Origin of the sequence: Metabacillus herbersteinensis (assembly GCF_042433335.1) — a bacterium.
Classification (GTDB): domain Bacteria; phylum Bacillota; class Bacilli; order Bacillales; family Bacillaceae; genus Metabacillus; species Metabacillus herbersteinensis.
In genome coordinates this window covers 358,617-380,498 of record NZ_JBHLVO010000002.1, presented here as the reverse complement: position 1 = coordinate 380,498, position 21,882 = coordinate 358,617, and the positions used below count along the sequence as shown (strand labels likewise).

20 protein-coding genes are annotated in these 21,882 nt (G+C 37.9%); 11 read left to right on the top strand and 9 right to left on the bottom strand.

Annotated elements, in window-relative coordinates:
* Positions 1-206: 206 nt before the first annotated feature.
* From ACFFIX_RS04885 to ACFFIX_RS04875, 3 genes are all read left to right on the top strand, one after another.
* Complete coding sequence (locus tag ACFFIX_RS04885; protein ID WP_378931093.1) at positions 207-1,070, top strand: glycine betaine ABC transporter substrate-binding protein; 864 nt, start codon at positions 207-209, stop codon at positions 1,068-1,070.
* Between the two features lie 179 nt (positions 1,071-1,249).
* Positions 1,250-2,119: a glycine betaine ABC transporter substrate-binding protein gene (locus ACFFIX_RS04880; protein WP_378931091.1), complete on the top strand. Its 870-nt coding sequence runs from the start codon at positions 1,250-1,252 to the stop codon at positions 2,117-2,119.
* A 119-nt stretch (positions 2,120-2,238) separates the two neighbouring features.
* Positions 2,239-2,745, top strand: a complete 507-nt coding sequence (locus ACFFIX_RS04875) for an LURP-one-related family protein (protein WP_378931088.1) — start codon at positions 2,239-2,241, stop codon at positions 2,743-2,745.
* Positions 2,746-2,789: 44 nt separating this feature from the next.
* On the opposite strand, the gene ACFFIX_RS04870 is transcribed toward ACFFIX_RS04875, so the two are convergent.
* On the bottom strand, positions 2,790-4,352 hold the full coding sequence (locus ACFFIX_RS04870) for an acyl-CoA carboxylase subunit beta (RefSeq protein ID WP_378931086.1): 1,563 nt from the start codon (positions 4,350-4,352) through the stop codon (positions 2,790-2,792).
* A gap of 330 nt (positions 4,353-4,682) precedes the next feature.
* On the opposite strand from ACFFIX_RS04870, the gene ACFFIX_RS04865 reads away from it, so the two are divergent.
* The 3 genes from ACFFIX_RS04865 (at position 4,683) to ACFFIX_RS04855 (ending at position 9,707) form a co-directional block, all read left to right on the top strand.
* The gene (locus ACFFIX_RS04865) at positions 4,683-7,061 is read left to right on the top strand and encodes a penicillin acylase family protein (RefSeq protein ID WP_378931197.1); all 2,379 of its coding nucleotides are present in this window, start codon (positions 4,683-4,685) and stop codon (positions 7,059-7,061) included.
* 173 nt (positions 7,062-7,234) lie between these two features.
* Positions 7,235-8,977, top strand: a complete 1,743-nt coding sequence (locus ACFFIX_RS04860; protein WP_378931084.1) for a LytS/YhcK type 5TM receptor domain-containing protein — start codon at positions 7,235-7,237, stop codon at positions 8,975-8,977.
* Complete coding sequence (locus ACFFIX_RS04855; protein ID WP_378931081.1) at positions 8,970-9,707, top strand: LytR/AlgR family response regulator transcription factor; 738 nt, start codon at positions 8,970-8,972, stop codon at positions 9,705-9,707. The genes ACFFIX_RS04860 and ACFFIX_RS04855 overlap by 8 nt, the downstream gene beginning before the upstream one ends.
* A gap of 70 nt (positions 9,708-9,777) precedes the next feature.
* Here the strand turns inward: ACFFIX_RS04855 and ACFFIX_RS04850 are convergent, their stop codons facing one another.
* The 3 genes from ACFFIX_RS04850 to ACFFIX_RS04840 form a co-directional block, all read right to left on the bottom strand.
* Entirely contained in the window at positions 9,778-10,341 is a 564-nt protein-coding gene (locus ACFFIX_RS04850; protein WP_378931079.1) for an OmpA family protein, read from the bottom strand.
* A gap of 108 nt (positions 10,342-10,449) precedes the next feature.
* Positions 10,450-12,069 (bottom strand): ABC-F family ATP-binding cassette domain-containing protein, encoded by a 1,620-nt coding sequence (locus tag ACFFIX_RS04845; protein WP_378931077.1) that lies wholly within the window; start codon positions 12,067-12,069, stop codon positions 10,450-10,452.
* Positions 12,070-12,162: 93 nt separating this feature from the next.
* A complete protein-coding gene (locus ACFFIX_RS04840) occupies positions 12,163-12,474 on the bottom strand; it encodes a hypothetical protein (RefSeq protein WP_378931075.1) in 312 nt (103 codons plus the stop codon).
* Between the two features lie 266 nt (positions 12,475-12,740).
* On the opposite strand from ACFFIX_RS04840, the gene ACFFIX_RS04835 reads away from it, so the two are divergent.
* Complete coding sequence (locus ACFFIX_RS04835; RefSeq protein ID WP_378931073.1) at positions 12,741-14,183, top strand: carbon starvation CstA family protein; 1,443 nt, start codon at positions 12,741-12,743, stop codon at positions 14,181-14,183.
* Between the two features lie 116 nt (positions 14,184-14,299).
* Positions 14,300-14,560: a hypothetical protein gene (locus ACFFIX_RS04830; RefSeq protein ID WP_378931071.1), complete on the top strand. Its 261-nt coding sequence runs from the start codon at positions 14,300-14,302 to the stop codon at positions 14,558-14,560.
* A 16-nt stretch (positions 14,561-14,576) separates the two neighbouring features.
* On the opposite strand, the gene ACFFIX_RS04825 is transcribed toward ACFFIX_RS04830, so the two are convergent.
* Positions 14,577-15,536, bottom strand: coding sequence for a DUF4349 domain-containing protein (locus ACFFIX_RS04825; protein ID WP_378931069.1), 960 nt, complete (start codon positions 15,534-15,536; stop codon positions 14,577-14,579).
* Positions 15,537-15,747: 211 nt separating this feature from the next.
* Between ACFFIX_RS04825 and ACFFIX_RS04820 the strand changes: the two genes are divergently transcribed.
* Positions 15,748-16,008, top strand: coding sequence for an HPr family phosphocarrier protein (locus tag ACFFIX_RS04820; RefSeq protein WP_378931067.1), 261 nt, complete (start codon positions 15,748-15,750; stop codon positions 16,006-16,008).
* A gap of 168 nt (positions 16,009-16,176) precedes the next feature.
* On the opposite strand, the gene lepB is transcribed toward ACFFIX_RS04820, so the two are convergent.
* On the bottom strand, positions 16,177-16,731 hold the full coding sequence (lepB, locus tag ACFFIX_RS04815) for a signal peptidase I (protein ID WP_378931064.1): 555 nt from the start codon (positions 16,729-16,731) through the stop codon (positions 16,177-16,179).
* Positions 16,732-16,878: 147 nt separating this feature from the next.
* Between lepB and ACFFIX_RS04810 the strand changes: the two genes are divergently transcribed.
* Positions 16,879-17,331: a GNAT family N-acetyltransferase gene (locus ACFFIX_RS04810; RefSeq protein WP_378931061.1), complete on the top strand. Its 453-nt coding sequence runs from the start codon at positions 16,879-16,881 to the stop codon at positions 17,329-17,331.
* Positions 17,332-17,352: 21 nt separating this feature from the next.
* Here ACFFIX_RS04810 and ACFFIX_RS04805 read toward each other — a convergent pair whose 3' ends face one another.
* From ACFFIX_RS04805 to ACFFIX_RS04795, 3 genes are read right to left on the bottom strand one after another with little or no spacing between them, the layout of a single operon-like run.
* Positions 17,353-19,218, bottom strand: coding sequence for a PTS fructose transporter subunit IIABC (locus tag ACFFIX_RS04805; RefSeq protein ID WP_378931059.1), 1,866 nt, complete (start codon positions 19,216-19,218; stop codon positions 17,353-17,355).
* A 25-nt stretch (positions 19,219-19,243) separates the two neighbouring features.
* A complete protein-coding gene (pfkB, locus tag ACFFIX_RS04800; RefSeq protein ID WP_378931057.1) occupies positions 19,244-20,155 on the bottom strand; it encodes a 1-phosphofructokinase in 912 nt (303 codons plus the stop codon).
* On the bottom strand, positions 20,152-20,910 hold the full coding sequence (locus ACFFIX_RS04795) for a DeoR/GlpR family DNA-binding transcription regulator (protein ID WP_378931055.1): 759 nt from the start codon (positions 20,908-20,910) through the stop codon (positions 20,152-20,154). Before ACFFIX_RS04795 ends, pfkB begins: the two co-directional genes overlap by 4 nt.
* Positions 20,911-21,105: 195 nt before the next feature.
* On the opposite strand from ACFFIX_RS04795, the gene ACFFIX_RS04790 reads away from it, so the two are divergent.
* Entirely contained in the window at positions 21,106-21,879 is a 774-nt protein-coding gene (locus tag ACFFIX_RS04790; protein WP_378931053.1) for an alpha/beta fold hydrolase, read from the top strand.
* Positions 21,880-21,882: the final 3 nt, after the last annotated feature.

Here is a 21,882-nt window from a genome sequence, read left to right as displayed (position 1 = left end):
ATAAGCCTAAAGTTCTTTTTCCCGTAATCCAGCATTCCTAAACATTTTCTTTGAATAAATCTTTATTAAAATAAATGCAGAACGATTACTTTGATTAAGTTTAAATAAAAAATAGAAAATTCATGTTTAACATTTCTTTATCTAGGGTAACTATATATTGCACTGTCTATAAAAAGTGTAAGTATACATAGGAGGGGAATTTTTATATGAAGAAACATTTTATGATGGTCACCGTCATTATCTCAGTACTATTAATTAGTGCCTGTGGTGGAGAAGGTGCAACAGATGGAGAAAGTGAAAAAGGTACGTTAAAATTCGGAATTAATAACTGGGCTGAGAATGTAGCAGTCTCAAATATGTGGAAAGTGTTATTAGAGGAAGACGGTTATAACGTTGAATTACAAGAATTAGAGAAAGCGGCTGTATGGACAGGTATAGCACAAGGTGATTTAGATATTTCACCTGAAATTTGGTTACCAACGACTGACGAGCCACTTTATGAAAAATATAAAGACGACATTGTAAAGAAAGATAGCTGGTATGAAGGAACAGGACTTGGAATTGCCGTACCAAGTTATATGGAAGATGTTAATACGATTGACGATTTAAACAGTAATAAAGATACTTTTGGAGGAAGAATCGTTGGGATTGAGTCAGGATCAAGCTTAATGACACTAGCTAATAAAGCAGTAGAAGAATATAGTATTGAGTTGGATCTTGTACAGTCCTCTGAGCCAGCTATGCTCAGCGAATTGAAAAAAGCTTACGAAAAAGAAGAACCAATTGCCGTCACGCTTTGGAATCCTCATTGGGTTTTTGCAGAATATGACATGAAGTATCTAGAAGACACTAAAGGAACATTTGGAGAAAAAGACGACATTTTCTATATGACACGTAAAGGCTTTGAGGATGATCATCCAGAAATAGTTAAATGGATGGATGCATGGGAAATGAATGATGATCAACTTGGCGCTTTAATGTCTACGATTAATGAATCCTCACCTGAAGAAGGAGCAAAAAAGTGGATTGATGAAAATCGCGAATTAGTTGATAGCTGGATGAAAGAGTAAGGATTAATGCCGTCACTCAAGTGGCGGCATTTTTTTTGACGCAACAAGTGTTAAGGATAGTGTCAGACGTGAAAACTAAATGAATGCTAATACAGGACATTATAAAACGAGTAAACTAAGTTTCAAACTCATAATATTGGGGTAATTTGATTGAGATTACGATTTGGAAGGAGAAAGAAATGAAGAAACGTTACATAATGGTAAGTATTGTACTTATTTTTTCCCTAATGATAAGTGCCTGTGGAAATGCCGCGAATAATGAAGGTGAATCTAATAAAGAAATTGAGATGGGTATGGTCAATTGGATTGATAACATCTCTGTAGCAAATCTATGGAAGGTACTCCTTGAAGAAAAGGGCTACACCGTCAATTTGAAAGAGTTAGACAAAGCAGCGATGTGGACTGGACTTTCACAAGGTGATGTTGATTTAAGTGCACAAGTTTGGTTGCCTCAAACAGATAAAGTTTTATATGAAAAATACAAAGACGAAATTGACTTTGGTGACAAATGGTATGAAGGGACAAGGCTTGGTCTCGTTGTACCAGCTTATATGAAGGATATCAATTCAATTGAAGATCTCCCTTCTTCTAAAGACGAGCTGGGCAGTGAAATTGTCGGGATCGATCCTGGCTCGAGCTTAATGCAACTCACAGAAGATGTCGTTAAACAATACAATTTAAGTGACTACACGTTAGTAGAAGCATCTGAGTCAGCAATGCTAGTCGAATTAAAAAAGGCATATGAAAAACAAGAACCTATCGTTGTTACTCTTTGGAATCCACACTGGATTTTTGCTGAAATGGATCTAAAATACCTTGAAGATCCCAACAAAATGTATGGAGACCCTGATAACATTCAATTTATGACACGAAAAGATTTTGCAAGTGATCACCAAGAAATTGTTGATTGGATGAATACATGGGAAATGAATGATGATCAACTTAGCTCATTAATTAAATATGTAGACGAAGCCTCTAATCCAGAAGACGGTGCAAAGAAGTGGATTGATGAAAACCGAGAGTTAGTTGATAGTTGGATGATAAAATAAGTGAAAGACCACCGTGATTTTTAAATGGTGGTCTTTCACTTATTTTAGTTGCAAATATGAAACTTTTACACTGTTCCGTCCGTAGTATATTTAACACTAATCAAAAGGGAGGAATAAACTTGACAGAAACTGTTTATTTCAAAGATACCTTTTTTTCGACTGGGATAACTGAGATATTCAACGGGAACAAAGAAAAAATTGGAGAGCTCGATCATAAAGGTGCTTTCTCTTCAAGCATTGCTATTTTTGATCAAACAGGAGCTTTAGCCGTTTCAGGGAAGTTTACGTTTTTCTCTAGACATTGGGTAGTTATCGATGATCAAGAGCTTGAGCTTGGAATCCTTAAAAATAAACTATCTTTTTTCACCAAAAAATTCGAGTACAAAACACATGGACGCGGAACGTACCGAATTGAATCCCCTGCATTTTCTAAAGAGTATGAAATCTTTGATAAAAACGAGGAACTAGTGGCAACATTCCAAAAGACAAATGGTTTTTTTGCTTCACCGGCTTTTCAGTTAACAAATAAATCGAGTAGCTTATCAACAAATGAACTAATTGCAGTTGTGATGGGGATCAATTCCATTCAAAAAGCGCAATCTGCTGCAGCTACAAGCAGCAGTTAAATGAGCAGAAGGAAGCTAGCTTCTCTCCTTCTCAATCTTCTGCCTTAAAACCCTGTCGGCCAATTAGCCAATCTGCGCTCGCTTTTTGAACCATTTTTCAAGCAAGCATATTCTAAAGCTTTATTAATCATTTTTCTTGTGTGAGCGGGGTCAATCACATCATCGATTAAATGCTTTGAAGCTGCTTTATATGGTGAGCTATCAAAGGCCCATTTTTCAAGTAGCGTCTTCCTTGCTGCTTGTGGATCTTCAGCTTCCTGAATTTGGCGACCATATACGACATTTATTCCCACTTCTGGACCTGTGAAGTTTATTTCTGCAGTTGGCCAAGCAAAAACAAAATCAGCTCCCATTGTAGGACCACACATATTTCCATAGGCAGCACCTACACTTTTTCTAATTACAATCGAGATTTTCGGTACTGTGGAATGTGCGAGTGCTTGGTTCCAGACCATGATTTTCGTTGGCATCTTTAATTTTTCGGCTTCATTGCTTACTCTAAATCCAGGTGTGTCATGTAAAAAAATCATCGGGATATGAAAGGAATCACATAAACAAATAAAATCTGTCGCTTTCTCACATTCTTTTACACCTGCAGCACCAGCATAATGTTTTGGCTGACTAGCGACAATACCAACAACTCTTCCGTTCATATGTGCGAAACCAGTAATAAGTGCTTCACCGTAAAAGGACTTATATTCAAAGAAGATAGAATCATCAACTAGTTGAGAGATAATTTGATTCATATTATAGACGCGATTTTTTTGCTGTGGTAAAGTTTGCAAAACAGAATCCAAGTGACGATAAGGATCATCTTTAGTCTCTCGGTAAGGAGGCTCTTCTGTAGAATTGAGTGGCATATAGAGAAAAAAGTTTTTCATCTGTTCAATACACTTTTCCTCTGTATCTCCTATTCCATCAATTTGACCTGTTTGTTTTGCATGAACCTCCCAACCACCTAGTTCTTCATTTGATATACGCTGGCCAGTTGCCATTTCTAACATTCTTGGACCTGCAACAGCCATACATGTACCTTTTAACTGTGTGACAAAATCAGAAGATACGGCCATCCATGTCGGTCCTCCAAAGCTATCACCTAAAATGGCACTAATCGTCGGCACCTCTCTCGAATGGGTAAGCATTTCACTAGGGAATAGCTTGTCACTAATTCCATCAGACCCCATTCCATCTGGCATCCGAAGTCCTCCACCTTCATTCAAATTGAACATCGGCAGTCCTCTTTTGAGGGCATATGCATGAATTTCTTTTCCTTTCCTTAAATGCACACTCCCCTCCGTTCCAGCAAAAACGGTTTTATCCCCCGCTTGCACAACAACTGGTCTACCGTTCACTTTTGCTAAACCTGCAATGATTCCATCCCCTGCACTTTGATGTTCTGCACCTGCAAATTCAGAAGTATTGAGCATCCCTACTTCTAGGAAACTATCAAAGTCAACAAGCTTTTCAATTCGTTCTCTCGCTGTAAGAGCACCTTGCTCATGAATGCGGTTGATTTTTTCTTGTCCGCCGTTTAACAAAGCGTGTTCTTTTCTTGCTCGTAAATCATCAAGAGATTCTTGTAAAGCATTGTGTGTTTGATTTTCCACTATCGTTTCCTCCTTAATTGAATCCAATTTAATTTTTCCTTAACGTATTCTTTCAAAGTCTTCTAAGCACTTTTTCTAGGCATGTTTCTTTCGGAATTCTATAAATCTAGGATCTCTATAATCCGCCATCTTCTTTTTTTACTAGGACCTTAGTTCATTTAACTAACCGGTTAGTATGTTACCTATAACTCTATTCTACAAAACTTTCCGAAAAAGTTAAATGACATTTACTAAAAAATATTAATTCGACAGATTTTTCTGTTTATTTCAGGATATATTATCTATTATAGTAAGAAAAAAGAATCCTAAGGGGTGGATATATTGCAGGAAATTATTTTACAAGAAAAACGAAAAACAAAGCGGTGGGTTAAATTCTTCACCATTATCGGGCTAGTATTCTTTCTACTAGCAGGAATTACATACACAGGAATTCAACTTTATTTAAACAAGAGCTTACCGGTTACTAGTGGCACTATTTCATTACAAGGATTAACTTCTCCAGTTTCAATTACTCGTGATAATCATGGAGTTCCTCACATCAAAGCGGAAAATCTGCAAGCCTTGTACATTGCTCAAGGATATGTAACCGCTCAAGATCGATTATTTCAAATGGATTTAAGTAGACGGCAAGCATCTGGAGAATTAAGTGAAGTCATTGGTGAAGCTGCTCTTGATCGTGATAAATTTTTCCGGACATTTGGTCTGAGACGAGCTGCAGAAGCTTCTTACACTAGCTATTCTGAAGAGGCTCAAGAAGTTTTAGAGTGGTATGCTGATGGAGTAAATTTATTTATGGAAGAGGCCATAAAAGAAAACAAGCTACCTGTTGAATTCACACTATTAGGCTATGTACCTCGTGAATGGTCTGTTATTGATTCTTTAACAATTGGAAAATATATGGCGTTTGATTTGGGTGGACATTGGGAAGGTCAAGCATTTCGCTACCAGATAATGAAAGCGTTACCGGAAAATAAAGCACTTGAACTCTTTCCTTCTTATCCTAAAGATGGACCGGATATCGTTGCAGCAATAAAGGATACAAATCTTTCAATTGAAGAAAGCTTTGCAAATTCAGTTATCCCTGATGAATTTAATGGTAGCAACAATTGGGTGGTAAGTGGATCGAAGACGAAATCAGGAGAACCACTTCTAGCTGATGACCCACATCTCTCACTTGCAACGCCTTCAATTTGGTATCAATCCCACCTTCAGTCCCCTGAAGTCAATGTAAGTGGTGTTATTTTTGCTGGGATACCAGGGATTATCTTAGGTCATAATGAGCAAATTGCTTGGGGTGTGACGAATGTTGGGCCCGATGTACAGGATCTTTATATTGAAAAAAGAAATCAAGAAAATCCACATCAATTCCTCTATAAAGAAAAGTGGGAAGATGCAGAGGTATTTGAAGAAGAAATAAAAGTTAAAGATAGGAAATCCATTGATTATGAAGTGACTGTCACAAGGCATGGTCCAATCATCTCTGAATTTGCAAAAGATACTGAAAATGAAACCGCTTTGGCTCTTCAATGGACAGCATTGCAACCATCAAATGAACTAGAAGCCGTTCTACAAATGAATCAAGCCGAAAATTGGGATGAGTTCAAAGAGGCTTTAAATTCATTCCATACTCCTGCCCAGAACTTTGTGTTTGCTTCTAAAGATGGAACAATTGCCTATCGTGCGAATGGGAAAATTCCAATCCGCTCTAAAGGAGACGGACAGCTACCTGTACCTGGGTGGACAGGTGAATATGAATGGAAGGATTACATTCCTTTTGACGAATTGCCTACGATTATAAATCCCGAAGAAGGTTTTATTTCAACTGCGAATAACCAAGTAATTGATGAAAGCTATCCCTACCATATTACAAATACATGGGCACAGCCATACCGTGCTGAGCGTATTAAAGACGTATTAGAGAGTAAGGACAATTTAACGGTGAAAGATATGCAAGAACTACAAATGGATCAAGTTAATTTACAAGGAGAAGAATTCGTTCCGCTTTTATCTCAAAGTATTGATGAATCGTCACTAACCCTAAAAGAAAAAAAAGCGTTAGCCCTGCTTTCAAAGTGGGATTTCATGGATAACAAAGATTCTAGTGCTCCCCTTCTCTTCCATCATGTGATGAATGAAATCAATGAAGTTCTTTTTGAAGATGAAATTTCTGAAGAGTTAGCTGAGCTTTTTGAAGGTAAGAACCAAATTGTTGATCAATTACTTCGAGAGGCAGATAAAGGTAAGCCCGGAGTTTGGATAACTGAGCAAGGTGGATTAAGTAAGGTTATGACTACTGCATTAAAAAGATCCGTCTCAGAATTGGAAACTGAATATGGGAAAAATATGGGCCACTGGAAATGGGGAAATGAACATCGTATCTCATTTACACATCCATTATCTACCGTTAGTGTTTTAAAGTACTTGTTCAACCCTGAAACACCGATACCTATCGGAGGAAGTCGGGTAACCGTTCAAGCTGCTGGATGGAATTCTGAGACTGGTCTTGTCACACATGGCGGTTCATGGCGCTTTGCGATTGATTTAGCTGATATTGAAACAGGCTACCATTTAGTTGGTCCAGGTCAATCAGGTCATGTTAAAAGCAAATGGTATCATGATCAGATGAAGGACTGGGCAAATGGAACCTATCATGCAACTAAATTGACAGATATAGAAGGGGATACACTAACTCTAGTTCCCACTAAATAATCGTTTTCCTTCATAGGGGATAACTCAAAATAGAAGTGAAAACCCCTTCCCCTCCTTCATTTTCAACCAAAGTGGCGTTTGGGAAGGCGCGGCTCTTATGAGTACGCCTATTTATTAGAGAAGCGACGTGATATGCTAAATTAGAACCAAATGAAAAGCTAGGAGATAAAGATATGTTTGTTTTATTACTCACCATGCTTGAGCGTCTGGGAATTATTGTAACAGTTGCATTCTTGATGACGCGTTTTCGCTTTTTCAGACACATGATTGACCGCTATGAAATTAGTCGAAAGCAACAATATATGGCGATTCTATTTTTTGGTTCCTTTGGAATCATAGGTACATATTCCGGAATTACATTTGATACGAATTCTTTAAATTATGACCGATGGGCCTATGCGTTATCTACAGACGAAGCGATCGCAAACTCCCGTGTCATAGGAATTATTATCGCTGGTTTGTTAGGTGGTTACAAGGTTGGGATTGGTGCTGGGCTTATTGCAGGAATTCACCGCTTTTCACTTGGAGGGTTCACTGCTTTATCCTGTGGAGTTTCTGCAGTCCTCGCCGGAGTGATTGCTGGCTTTTTCTATCGAAAACGAGCACGTTTAAACCTCTCAACTGCTTTTTTTGTAGGAGCATTGGCTGAATCCATTCAAATGCTTGTCATTCTCATCGTTTCTAAGCCATTCGATAAGGCAGTTTCATTAGTTGAGGAGATTGGTGTTCCAATGATCGTTGCGAATGGACTGGGTTCGGCAATTTTTCTATTAATCATTCGTAATGTGCTTAATGAGGAAGAAAAGGTTGGTGCTTTGCAAGCTCAGAAAGCGCTTCGACTTGCTGAAAGTACTCTCGCTTACCTTCGAAAAGGATTATCTCGACAATCTGCTCAAGCAGTTTGTGAACTCATTCATAAAGAAGTAGATGCTAGTGCCATTTCCATGACAGATCAGGAGAAAATCCTCGCTTTTGTAGGGTTAGCCGATGATCACCATCAAGCGAACCGAGCTATTCAAACAAGTGTGACAAGAAAAGTACTAGATGAAGGAAGATTGGTTATTGCAAAACCAGAGGATATCCAATGTATTCTTCCTAACTGTCCTCTAGGCGCTGCAGTCATCGCACCGTTAAAAAGAAGGGACGAGACAATCGGTACTTTAAAGTTTTATTTTCGATCGGAAAAAGAGATTTCAAATGTTGTTCTAGAACTCATCTCAGGATTAAGCTCTTTACTAAGCAACCAACTAGAGATAGCAGAAACAGATCATGCATACCAATTGGCGAAAGAAGCGGAGATTAAAGCATTGCAAGCACAGGTTAGTCCTCATTTCTTGTTTAATTCGTTAAACATTATTGTCTCTCTGATCCGGACACAACCTGCTCTAGCTAGAAAGCTTCTCCTATCTCTATCACATTTTTTCCGGCAAAACCTAAGTGGCACAACGAAAACCTGGACAACTCTTGAAGAAGAACTTCAGCATGTTAGAGCTTATCTGTCGATTGAAGAAGCTCGTTTTGTTGATAAACTTGCTGTTGAATATGAAATTGACAAAAACCTATTACTGAAAAAAATACCACCTCTAACTCTTCAACCACTTGTAGAAAACGCTGTAAAGCATGGAATAAAGGATAAAGAAACAAATTGTAAAATTAAAATTACGCTAAAAAAAGTTCGAGGAAGTTCTGTTATCATGGTTGAGGATAATGGGAATGGAATTGCACTTGATCGATTATCACAAATTACACATGAAATTGTCTCGTCTGAAGAAGGAACAGGCTTTGGACTTTACAATGTAAACCGTCGCTTAGTGATGATGCTAGGTGAGGAATCCGCACTAAGAATTCGTTCAAGTGTAAATGAAGGAACATCGGTTTCCTTTGTATTGAAAGAGAGCGAGGATATGGATGAGTAGTAAAAAAATCAAAGCAATGATTGTCGATGATGAACGATATAGCCGCGATGAACTAAAGCATCTTTTATCTCACTATGAAGAAATTGATGTTATTGACGAAGCTGACTCTGGTGAATCAGCTGTTATTAAATGTCTTCACCAGCAGCCTGATGTCGTTTTCTTAGATGTTGAGATGCCAAAGTTAAATGGGATGGAGACGGCAAAATCGTTGAAACAATTAAAACATGTCCCACTAATTGTGTTTGCAACCGCCTACCCTGACTTCGCTGTTGAAGCCTTTCGATTCGATGCTGTTGATTATTTAGTAAAGCCCTTTGATGAGGAACAATTAAATGAAACAGTTCAGCGGCTTTTAGAAAAGATAGCTCCCCCTGAAGGTCCAATTTCATTAGAAAGGCCTGTTAGCAAACTTGCAATCGAAAGCGAAGAAGGAATTGTCTATATCCAACCTGAAGAAATTCTCTATTTGTATCGTGATGAGCGGGTAACACGGATTGTTGGCAAAGACGAGGAGTATGAAGTAAAAACACCTCTAAAAGATTTAGAGGCACGTCTAAAGGATTTCTCATTTTTTCGCATTCATAAAAGCTATCTTGTTAATCTGAATTATGTTTTAAGATTAATCCCATGGTTTAACGGTGCCTATCATCTCGAACTTAAAGGTCATAAAGAAAAATTATCTGTAAGTCGGAATTATGTAAAAGCACTAAGAACAAAACTGGAGCTGTAGTTTTCTTAGCGACAAACTGATTGTAGAGGAGTTTAACCTAAAACTCCTCCTCCTGAAATCAGCTAGAAATTCAATCGACTACGATATCAATACGTCGATTGAATTGTTGATTCTCAAGATTAGAATTTGGAACCGTTGGCATCGTATCGCCGTAGCCCTCTGCTACGATCTCAAGATGCGCTAAAATCCCTCTTTTTTCAAATACCTCATAGACTACTTTTGCACGTTCTTTTGAGAGTTTAAGATTAAATTCTGGCTCGGCTTGATTATCTGTATGACCTTCAATGCTCACTTTTACATCTTTTAATTTAGATAATTGTTTTTCAACTTCCTCGATATGTATAAGTGCGTCTTCAGTCAAGTCACTTTCATTGTAATTAAAAATCAGCCCGTCCAAAATTGAAATGGTCGTTTTATCTTCTTCTTCAGTAACATTAATGGCACCGTGTTCAAAGCTAATAGAAGTAGAATCGTTATCCGTCAGGGTGTCTTCACTCGCTAAACCTGATTCTTCCTCATCTATGACTGCTTCTTCTTGAGGGTGGTTGGATGTTTCTTGAGTTAGTCCGGTATTACAGGCAGTTAAAGCTACCAAGATAAAACTAGCTAATAAAATAGGTGGATAGGATCGCATTTCTTCTCCCTCTTTCGATCAGATGTTAGTATGTAGTTCGTTAAAATTGAACAAATCCCTCCAAATGAACAGGAACTTTCTCTGTTTACTTGAAGGGATCTTTTTGGTTTATGCGTAAAGTTCTTCTATTTGCTTTTGAACGTCACTGTTTTCTAAATATTCATCATAGGTCATTTGTTTATCAATGATACCATTTGGGGTGATTTCAATAATCCTGTTGGCAATTGTTTCAACAAATTGATGATCATGTGAAGTGAAAATCATTGTTCCTTTAAAATTAGTTAACCCGTTGTTTAGTGCTGTAATCGATTCTAGATCTAAATGGTTCGTTGGATCGTCTAATAAAAGTACGTTTGATCCACTTAACATCATTTTTGAGAGCATACAACGAACTTTTTCTCCTCCAGAGAGAACACTTGGTTTCTTTTGAACTTCTTCACCTGAGAAAAGCATGCGTCCTAAGAAACCACGAAGGAAGCTTTCGCTTTGATCGTTCGGAGAATATTGACGCAACCAATCAACGAGCGATGGCTCAGAACCTTCAAAGTAGCTACTATTATCTCGAGGGAAGTAGGCTTGTGCTGTTGTAACTCCCCATCTAAATGAACCACTGTCGGCTTCCATCTCACCAGTTAAGATTTTAAACAGCGTCGTGTTTGCAATTTCGTCACGACCAACAAGTGCAATTTTGTCCTCTTTATTCAAGATAAAGTTTACATCATCTAGAACTTTTACACCGTCAATTGTTTTAGTCAGTCCTTCAACACGCAAGACATCATTTCCTATTTCACGCTCTGGTGTGAAATTCACATATGGATATCGACGAGAGGATGGTTTAATGTCATCAAGTGAGATCTTTTCTAACGACTTTTTACGAGAAGTTGCTTGCTTCGATTTAGATGCATTTGCACTAAAACGCGCAATAAAGTTTTGAAGCTCTTTGACTTTTTCTTCTTTTTTCTTATTTTCACCTTGCTGCAATTTTAGAGCAAGTTGACTGGACTCATACCAAAAATCATAGTTACCAACGTAAATTTGAATTTTAGCAAAGTCTAAATCTGCCACATGTGTACAAACTTTATTTAAGAAATGACGGTCATGGGATACTACGATGACTGTATTTTCAAAGTTGATTAAGAATTCCTCTAACCATTGAATCGCCTTAATGTCTAAGTTATTTGTAGGCTCATCTAGTAACAGAATATCTGGTTTACCGAATAAAGCCTGTGCCAAAAGGACTTTCACTTTGTCAGAACCAACAAGTTCAGACATTTTTTTGTTGTGAAGTTCTTCAGAAACACCTAATCCCTTTAGCAGGATTGCTACTTCACTTTCAGCTTCCCAACCATTCAATTCTGCAAATTCACCTTCAAGCTCAGCAGCACGCATTCCATCTTCATCAGAGAAGTTTTCCTTCATATAGATAGCATCTTTCTCATTCGCCACTTCGTAAAGGCGTTTGTGACCCATGATCACGACCTTCATCACTTCATGTTCTTCATACTCAAATTGATTTTGCTTTAAAACAGCTAAACGTTCACCAGGTGTTATGATGACATCTCCTGTTTGAGCTTCAATTTCTCCAGACAATATTTTTAGGAAAGTTGATTTTCCAGCGCCATTAGCACCGATTAACCCATAACAGTTACCCGGTGTAAACTTTATATTTACTTCATCAAACAACTTACGATCTCCAAATCGTAAGCCGACATTACTTACCGCAATCATAGTTAAATCCTCCAATAGTTAAACATTTCATTCTATTATACCATTTTTTCGCATTAAATCATATCTAGTTGTGTCCATAGTTACTTTTACGACTTAACTTTTAGAAACGGCTATTTGCTTATCCGCCATTATTCGGTAGTAGCCAACTTCTTTAATATCCTCGACTATGTTCATTAATCCCTCTTCTTGAAGTTTATGAAGCAATATCGCCTGATCATGAATCGAGAAGCTAAGCATTTCTACTTTTGTTAGTCCTGAAATTCTCAAATCATCTAGTTGTTTATAGTGCTCAGAATCTGCAAAAACTCCAATAGCTAGTTCATAGCCAATTCGACTTGACTCTGTTCCATCTAAGTCCACTTCTTCAGACTTTAAGTACCAAAAGTCATAATAAATTTTTTCCATTTTGTTTAGTGCTCCTTAGTTGAACTTTATTTAATCATTAAAATTCATATAGTAATTCAAATTCTATTGTTCTAACTTGCACATTTTAACAGTCATTTTCGATAACGTCTATCCTATTAAGTTCTTTTCCTAACCACTTCTTGCACGTTGAAAACGGTTTTACGCATCTTACCTTCAGTTTTTGACATGATAAACGAAAATAATCATTTCTAATCCTATTCTTGTTATCATTGATGAAAGCGGATACAAGATAAGGAGGAAATTTCATGTATACTTTTATAGGTGGGGTTCTTTTACTCATTTTAGGTTACTTTGTTTACGGACGTTTTGTTGAAAAGGTATTTGGTGTGAAAGAGCAACGCCAAACGCCAGCTATTACAAAGCGTGATAATGTTGATTATTTACCAATGGGGAAACAGCGTAACTCTCTTATACAGCTTTTAAATATAGCAGGGGTTGGGCCAATTTTCGGGCCAATTATGGGTGCTCTTTATGGACCTGCAGCATTCATCTGGATTGTCGTTGGCTGTATTTTTGCAGGGGCTGTTCATGATTATTTAACTGGTATGATCTCGATTCGTAATCGTGGAGCGCATTTACCTGAGCTTGCTGGTAAGTTTCTTGGAAAAGTAATGAAACATGTTGTCAACGCATTTGCTATTTTACTTTTATTGCTAGTTGGAACAGTTTTCGTTACGGCACCAGCGGATTTGTTAGCAAGCATTACTCCTAGTTGGGTTTCATTTGGATTAATCATCGCGGCCATCTTTTTATACTATATTCTTGCAACACTGCTTCCGATTGATAAAATTATTGGACGTCTCTATCCTTTCTTCGGGGCATTGCTTGTAATTAGTGCGGTTGGTGTTGGAGTTTCACTTGTCGTGACTGGCGCACCAATTCCAGAATTAACGTTTGCAAATATGCATCCTGATAAGGCTCCAATTTTCCCACTATTATTCTTAACAATTTCATGTGGGGCACTTTCTGGGTTTCACGCGACTCAAACACCTATTATTTCACGTACTACTAAAAATGAATCACAAGGACGCTATATTTTTTACGGAATGATGATTGCAGAAGGTATTATCGCAATGATATGGGCTGCAGCAGCAATGAGCTTATTTGACGGCTATGGCGGATTGAACGAAGTACTAGCAAATGGTGGTCCTGCCGCAGTTGTTAGTGAAGTATCTGTCGCAATGTTAGGAGCAGTCGGTGGAACGTTGGCGATCCTTGGTGTAATCGTTTTACCAATTACATCTGGTGATACAGCATTTAGAAGTGCTCGTATGATTATCGCAGACTACCTTAATATTTCTCAAAAGAAATTCACGACTCGTCTATGGATTGCCCTTCCACTGTTTGCCATTTCAATTGTTCTCACAAGAGTTGACTTTACCTTATTATGGCGCTACTTCTCATGGGCAAACCAATCAACCGCAGTTATAGCGCTATGGGTAGCGGCGATGTATCTATTTATTGCTAAGAAGAACTATTGGATAGCTGTAATTCCAGGTGTTTTCATGACAATGGCCACAACAACTTATATTCTAAATGCAGCTATTGGTTTTGGGTTACCGATGAACATTTCGTATATTCTTTCAACCATTATCACAATCTCGATTATTGCATTATTCTTTAAAGCAGCTGTAAAAAGAAGAAAAGATCAGCTACAGTTGGATGATGAACCGACACTGGCTGCTTAATTTAAAAAGGAAAGGCAATCGAAAAGTCGATTGCCTTTTTTATATTTATTGAGTTTTCTCTAACTCTCCACTATTATGGTAGGATAGGTGGGACAAACATTTCGGAGGAAATTTTCATGAAACTTCAAACACTCGTCGAATACTCTTTACTGATTTTCCTTACAGGTCTTTATTTTGCCTATCTTGGTTTCCAAGCAAATGGCTTACCATTTCTAATTGGTGTAATTGTTCTCTATTTTATTTCTTCCTATGCAACAAAAAAGGTGTTAACGAAATACAACATGATAGAAAAAAAGGTGTCTATATTTGCTGGAGTTATCACAGTTATAGTTACTGTTTTTATCACAATGTTTTTACTAAATCTTCTTGTTATATAAGGTACCTACTTTTTCCTTATTCGCCCATATCAGTAGGCGGCTTTAGGTTATTTCGTTTATTCATTCTCTTAATAACTAGATATAAAAACAGACCTACACCACCTAGTATTAGGAGAATTGGTAAACTGCCCACAAAGAAGATGATAATTGTCGAAAACGCACTCACCACAAAGTTCACGCTTTCCATGAATTGCTTTTTCGTTTTTTCCCATGTATTTAATTCGTCTTTTTGTAATTGCGGGACATTTACTTTATTTTCAAAAACGTGAATGGTTACCGTAGCTAAATTAGATTGATTTTGTAAAAAGTTCATTCTTCCTCTAATTTGTTCAATTTCTTCTTGGACCTTTGAAAGATCTTCTGAAATCTTTAGTAAATCCTCCGTTTTTTCTGCTTTCTCCATAAATGTAATCAGTCGTTTTTCAACTACTTCTTTTGATTTTAGCCGTGATTCTAAATCAACGAATTCCTCTGTTACATCCTGGCCGGAAATCGAACGTTCATGAACCTTCATGCTTCCTTTTTCAACGGATTCTAGAAATGCATTGAATTCTGCTTGAGGGATGCGTACAACCAATGTTCCCTCTAACGGACCCTCTTCAGAACTTCTAAACGTATTTGATTGGACGATATATCCACCTTTTGATTGAATCTGCTGCGTGATCTCGTTCGATGTTTCTTGATAATTCTCCACTTCTACACTTAAATTAGCATTGTAAATAACTTTGCGAGTATCGGCAGATTGGGACTGTGTTGATATTTGCTGACTTTCAGCTGATTTTTCAACCACTTTACTTGTATCGACAGCTGAATTTTCTGAACTCATTTCTGTTTTAGCCTCTTCGCCTCCACCGCTATCTACTGCCATGTCAGCACTTTCTATTGAAGAACTCTCTGATTCTGACTGACCTCCACTGCAAGCAGTTACGATTGAACATACCAGCAATACCCCAAAAATCTGTAGTAACCTCTTCATTTTAGACACACCCTTTTATTCTTTATAAAGGTAGTCGAAGATGTTACAGAAATGTTACAAAAAAAGAAGGGATTTTAACAGCCCCTACGCAATGGATAGATTGTTTAAAGATAAAAGGATCATTTTTCTTCACATAGATTCATACATAAGACAGAAGGAATCTTATTTTAAATTCCTTAACTAAACAAATGGTTAATAAGGAGGTCCCTACATGATTCAACAAACATTGGAACTTAACAGTAAAGCGGGTTTACTCGCTATTCCTGTTACTCAATTGGTTCAGGTAGCTTCTCGTTTCAATTCTGACATTTTCCTTACTCACAATGGACGCAAGGTAAATGTAAAGTCCATATTGGGAGTTTTGTCTCTTGGAATTCCGAGCCAGGCAAAAATTACGTTAGAAGCTTCCGGGCAGGATGAAGAAGAAGCTCTCAGACAAATAACTAAAACTTTAGCATCATTTAACAACTAAAGATGTAGCGGTGATCATTTCACACACCGCCCCCTATTAAAAGCAATTTCTGTAAAAAGAGTTTAGGTAAAAAGAAGCCATCTAACTGCAGCTGTCCACTAAAAGAAGTAAATGAAAAGTGGGTGACTCCATAACTTAGGAGTCACCCACTTAACTGCTTAAAAGGTGTTAATCTGTTTTCCTAATATCTCCGAATGGAAAAAACACAAACTCCGTTTTCCCTAGAATTCTCTCTTGGTCAATTAATCCTAAACCATTTCTGCTATCCATGCTATTTAATCGGTTATCCCCCATGACAAATAGCTCTCCTATTGGAACTTCAACGGGTTCAAAATCATTTGTAAGCGGCGTTCCCATGTTCTCTGCTTTATCGAAATTAGAATTAAGGTAAGGCTCATCTATTTTTTCACCATTAACGAATACTTGACCTTGCTTCGCTTCTACTAGATCGCCAGGTTCCCCTATAACTCTTTTCACATAACGAATGTCTTCTTCATCACCATCAACGATAACAATGTCTCCTCTTTCAACGTCACCAAACAGTTTTAATGTTTTATTTACAAATAAACGGTCCCCATCCTTTAGAGTGGGATCCATTGAAGAACCTTCTACCAAGTAAGGTTCAAATAAAAAGACTCGGATAATAATAGCCAATCCAACTGCTAGTAAAATTGACTTTGTCCAATCAAATACCTTCGACTTTGTTGTTTCGGTTTTTGCCATTGATGCGCCTCCTATAGTTCATCTAACAGATACTCTCCACCTTATGTACACAAAAATAAATCTCTCTTTATTAATTGGCTATAAATTACAAAAACCCTTTAACATTCCCGTTAAACGTAGTACATTTTAACAAAGGGGATATGTATTATGATACAGCAAATTAATCTTTTAGACACAGTCGAAGCTGAAAATTTATTGAAGATGCAAAAGCTTTCCTATTTAGTAGAAGCAGCTATTATTGACTTTTATGATATACCACCGTTAAAGGACACGTTAATCTCACTTCAAAGTTGTAGAGAAACTTTTTTTGGATACTATCTTGAACATGAACTAGTTGGAGCAATCGCTTTTCAACAGGTAGACGATACGATAGATATCTGTCGGTTAATCGTCCATCCTCGCCATTTTCGAAAAGGAGTTGCTCAAAGTTTGTTAGCGTTTATTTTATCGACTGAAAAAATAACCACCATTACAGTTTCTACTGGATCGCTAAATAAACCCGCATTATCCCTCTATAATAAAGCTGGTTTTGTTCAGACAGGAACCCTAGCTATTGCAGAGGACATTTCAATCACAAACTTAAAACGGAAAAAGGGCTAACAGCTGTCAGCCCTTTTTCTTCTATTCACTTATTGTTTTCTTCCAGAATCCTAACATTAACGCTGTTACGATCGCTCCAATCAAAATCGCTACTAAGTAAAGAACTGGATTTCCTTCAACGAATGGGATAACAAATGCTCCACCATGTGGGGCACGTAACCCATTTCCAAAGAACATAGCCAGTCCCCCCGCGATTACAGAACCTGTAATAACCGATGGGATAACACGAACTGGATCCGATGCCGCAAACGGGATTGCACCTTCTGTAATAAAGGATGCACCCATGATATAACAAGTAATACCTGCATCACGCTCACGCTTCGTAAATTTACTTCTGAAAATTGATGTTGCAAGGGCAATTCCTAGTGGAGGAACCATCCCTCCAGCCATAACTGCTGCGTGTGGTGCAAAGTTTCCAGCATCAATCATCGCAATTCCAAACGTGAAGGCTGCTTTGTTGATTGGGCCCCCCATATCAATGGCCATCATTCCACCTAATATAATTCCAAGTAATACTAAGTTTCCAGTTCCTAATCCACTTAATAAATTACTAATCGCAGTATTTAAGGCACTTGCTGGTTGATTTACAACGAAGAACATAATCATTCCTACAGAGAAGATTCCAAGCAATGGATACAACAGGACTGGCTTGATTCCTTCAAGTGACTCTGGCATACCAGCTAGCATTTTTTTCAAGAAAACAACGATATAACCTGCTAAAAATCCAGCAATTAACCCTCCAAGGAAGCCAGCGCCACCTTGGGCTGCCATAAATCCTCCGACCATCCCTGGTGCTAAACCTGGACGATCGGCAATACTCATTGCGATAAACCCTGCAAGCACAGGAATCATTAAACCGAACGCGTTTCCTCCGCCAATTGTGTTTAATGCTTCTGCAAAGCGATTATAGCTCTCATGATCTGGATTTGCTGCGTTAATGCCGAACATGAACGAGATGGCAATTAAGATACCTCCACCAACAACAAATGGCAGCATGTTCGAAACACCATTCATTAGATGTTTATAAAAACCACGGCGACCACCACTTTGTTCCTTGTCGTCATTTCTTTTTTCACCCGATCCTTTGTAAACAGGAGCGTCTTGTTTTACGGCACGCTCCAACAACTCCTGTGGACGACGAATTCCATCTGCAACAGGAACTTCAATCACATGCTTGCCTTTAAAACGTTCCATATCTACTTGCTTATCAGCAGCAACAATGATAGCTGTTGCCTCATCGATTTCGGCTTGAGTAAGAAGGTTTTTGACTCCTCCAGATCCATTTGTTTCTACCTTTATGGAAATTTGCAAGTCTTTTGCCTTTTCTTTTAGCGCATCAGCCGCCATATACGTATGGGCGATTCCAGTTGGACAAGCAGTTACTGCTAGAATCTTTCCTTTAGTTGCAACAACCACTTCTTCATCTTCATCCGCTTGGTCATATTGATCAATAATGGCTAAAATTGCATCTTCAGAATTTGCTTCTAGCAATTTTTTGCGAACTTCTTCCTTCATTAATAGAGAAGAGAGTCTTGCTAACGCTTCTAAATGGGTATTGTTTGCACCCTCACTTGCAGCAATCATGAAAAATAAATGACTTACCGCTCCATCAAGTGACTGATAATCAATGCCACTTTTTGATCGTCCAAAGGCAATTGCAGGTGTTTTTACTGCTGAAGTTTTCGCATGTGGTATTGCAATTCCTTCTCCAATCCCTGTTGTGCTTTGTTCTTCACGAGCTAATACTGCCTTTTCAAAAGCCACTTTATCTGTTAGCTTACCGCTTCGATCTAATACGGTAACAAGCTCAGTAATAACATCATTCTTAGTGGTTGAGTGTACATCAAGCTTAATTGTATCCTTTGTTAATAGTTCAGTAATCTTCAACTTCTTCTCCCCCTTTAAACATCCTCTAAATTTCTTTAATCTCTACTTGAGGCAGTAATTTTGTAACTTCTTCTTTTTTGCATAATTCCATCGAAAATGCAGTTGCACTTCCCGATGCAACACCTATTTGAAATGAGTCCATTAAAGACTTTCCTGTACTGTAGGCACTTATAAAACCAGCAACAACTGAATCCCCAGCGCCGACAGAGTTTTTCACTGTACCTTTTGGAACACTAGCAAGGTAAGAGGCCTCTTTATTAATAAAAAGGGCACCTTTTTCTGCTAGAGAGACAATTACGTTTTGAACGCCGCAATCTATTAGTTTTTTCCCATAATAGTGAGCATCTTCCACTGAATCGATCTCAACTCCAAACACCTCTCCAAGCTCATGATGATTAGGCTTTACAAGGAATGGATTAGTTGATAACACTTTTGTTAACGCGTCGCCCGAAACATCTGCGATTACTCGAATACCTTTTTCCATGCAGTTCTTTGCAAGGTCCACATAAATAGAGGATGGAAGTGTGCCAGGGATGCTTCCAGCTAATACGATAAAGTCACCCTGCCTTAATCTTTCAATTTTTTTATAAAAATGAGCAAGCTGGGCCTCTGAGATACTCGGTCCAATTCCGTTAATTTCTGTTTCGGCACCTGTTTTTAATTTAATATTTATTCGTGTGTCAGCGTCTACTTCTACGAAATCAACAGCAATCTTTTCGTTTAATAAAAATTTTTCAACGAAATCACCTGTAAAACCACCGATAAATCCAAGTACTTGAGATTCAATTCCAAGCCGCTTTAATACACGTGAAACATTAATTCCTTTTCCGCCAGGATATTTGGTATCGGCTTTCGTCCGATTAAGACTTCCTAGCTCAAACTGTTCAACTTCTACGATGTAATCAACCGATGGATTTAATGTAACCGTGTAAATCATTGTTCCTTCACAACCTTTATTGCTGTATTTTCTTGATAGATTAAAAGTGTTTCTTCTTCGACATTATTTGTAATAATCGTTGCAGCTGACAAATTGGCTATTTTAGCAAAAGAGATTTCGCCTAGCTTTGAATCATCGGCTAATACGAAACATTCCCTTGCTAATTGAAGGGCAGATTGCTTAATAAATGCCTCGTCAGGATCTGGAGTTGTATATCCTAGCTCTGAATGGATGCCATTTACGCCTAGAAAGCATTTGTCAAATCGATAATTTTCAAGACCATTTAATGCTCCGCGTCCAATCATTGCACCTGTTCCAGGCTTTAGATAGCCCCCAATCAAATATGTTTTAATGCCTTTTTTCATCAGTGGATCAATATTGGTGAGACCATTTGTTACAACGACGATATTTTGATCTTCGCTAAGGTAATCAATCATCTGTACTGTTGTCGTTCCAGCATCTAAAAAAATGCAGTCACCCTCTTCAATCAAAGATGCAGCATATTTAGCGATATCTGCTTTTTCATGGAGGTTTTTGGCTGACTTTTCAACTAAGTCTGGTTCTTGCAACTTTCCTTGTAGTCGTGCAGCACCGCCATGAACTCTTTTTAAAAATTTATCTTCTTCCAGCTGTGTTAAATCACGACGAATCGTTGACTCAGAAGTATTCGTCTGCTCAACAAGCTCCTGAATTTTAACGGTATTTTTTTCTTTCAATAGTTGAAGAATAAGTGAATGTCGTTCAGGAGTTAACATGTGCTAACCACCTCCTACTTGGTGAAAACGCATACAATTTGTGCGAATAAGTTTATTGTAATACAACTTTCATTCAAAATCAATCAAAAACTATCAATCTATTTCAAAACCTTTCAAAGTGAAGCATATTGTGTGTGTATTTTTGTTCATTATTAGGAAGACTAAAGGCAATAACTTTTGTCGGGAGTGAACAATTTGCCTTTATTAATGGTGGAAAACGGTTTAATTACTTTTTTTGAACAAGAAGGAACTGGCCAACCTATTGTATTTATTCATCCTCCAGGGATGGGCAGTGTGACGTTTAGATATCAACAAACGCTAAAAAGTGATTATCAAGTGATCACCTATGATATGAGAGGGAACGGTAGAACTCCGCCTCAAGATGAAAAAATAACGATTTCACTTCTTGCAGAAGATTTGAAGCAATTGATGGATGCCCTTTCAATTGAAAAAGCAGTCATATGCGGTTACTCGAACGGAGGTTCAATCGCACAGGAGTTTGCCATTTGTTATCCTGAACGGGTTTATGGACTCATTTTAATTGGCGGTTTTTCAGAAGTGTGTACACCTTATCTGCGTTATGAGTATTTAACCGGAATTTATGTAGTAGGACTTGGAGGGTTGCCACTTTTAGCAAAGGTCTTAGGGAAAGCACATGGAAATACGAAGGAATTTCAATTGGAAATTCAGAACTATGTGAACAAGTCGGATCCCTATAGTGTTTTCCAGATGTATAAGGAGGGGCTAGCTTACCGTTCTTCAGATCGATTATCTACCATCTCTCACCTTCCATTGTTACTTGTTTATGGAAAACGGGACTTCTTCATACACGATTATCAAAACTTGTTCAAAGACAAAATCAAGCAAACGAATGTGATGTATATACCAAAAATTGGTCATCGGGTGCCTACAAAAAAAGCGATTCAATTAAATGCAGCAATCGATAAATTTGTAAAGAGCTTAAAATAGGGA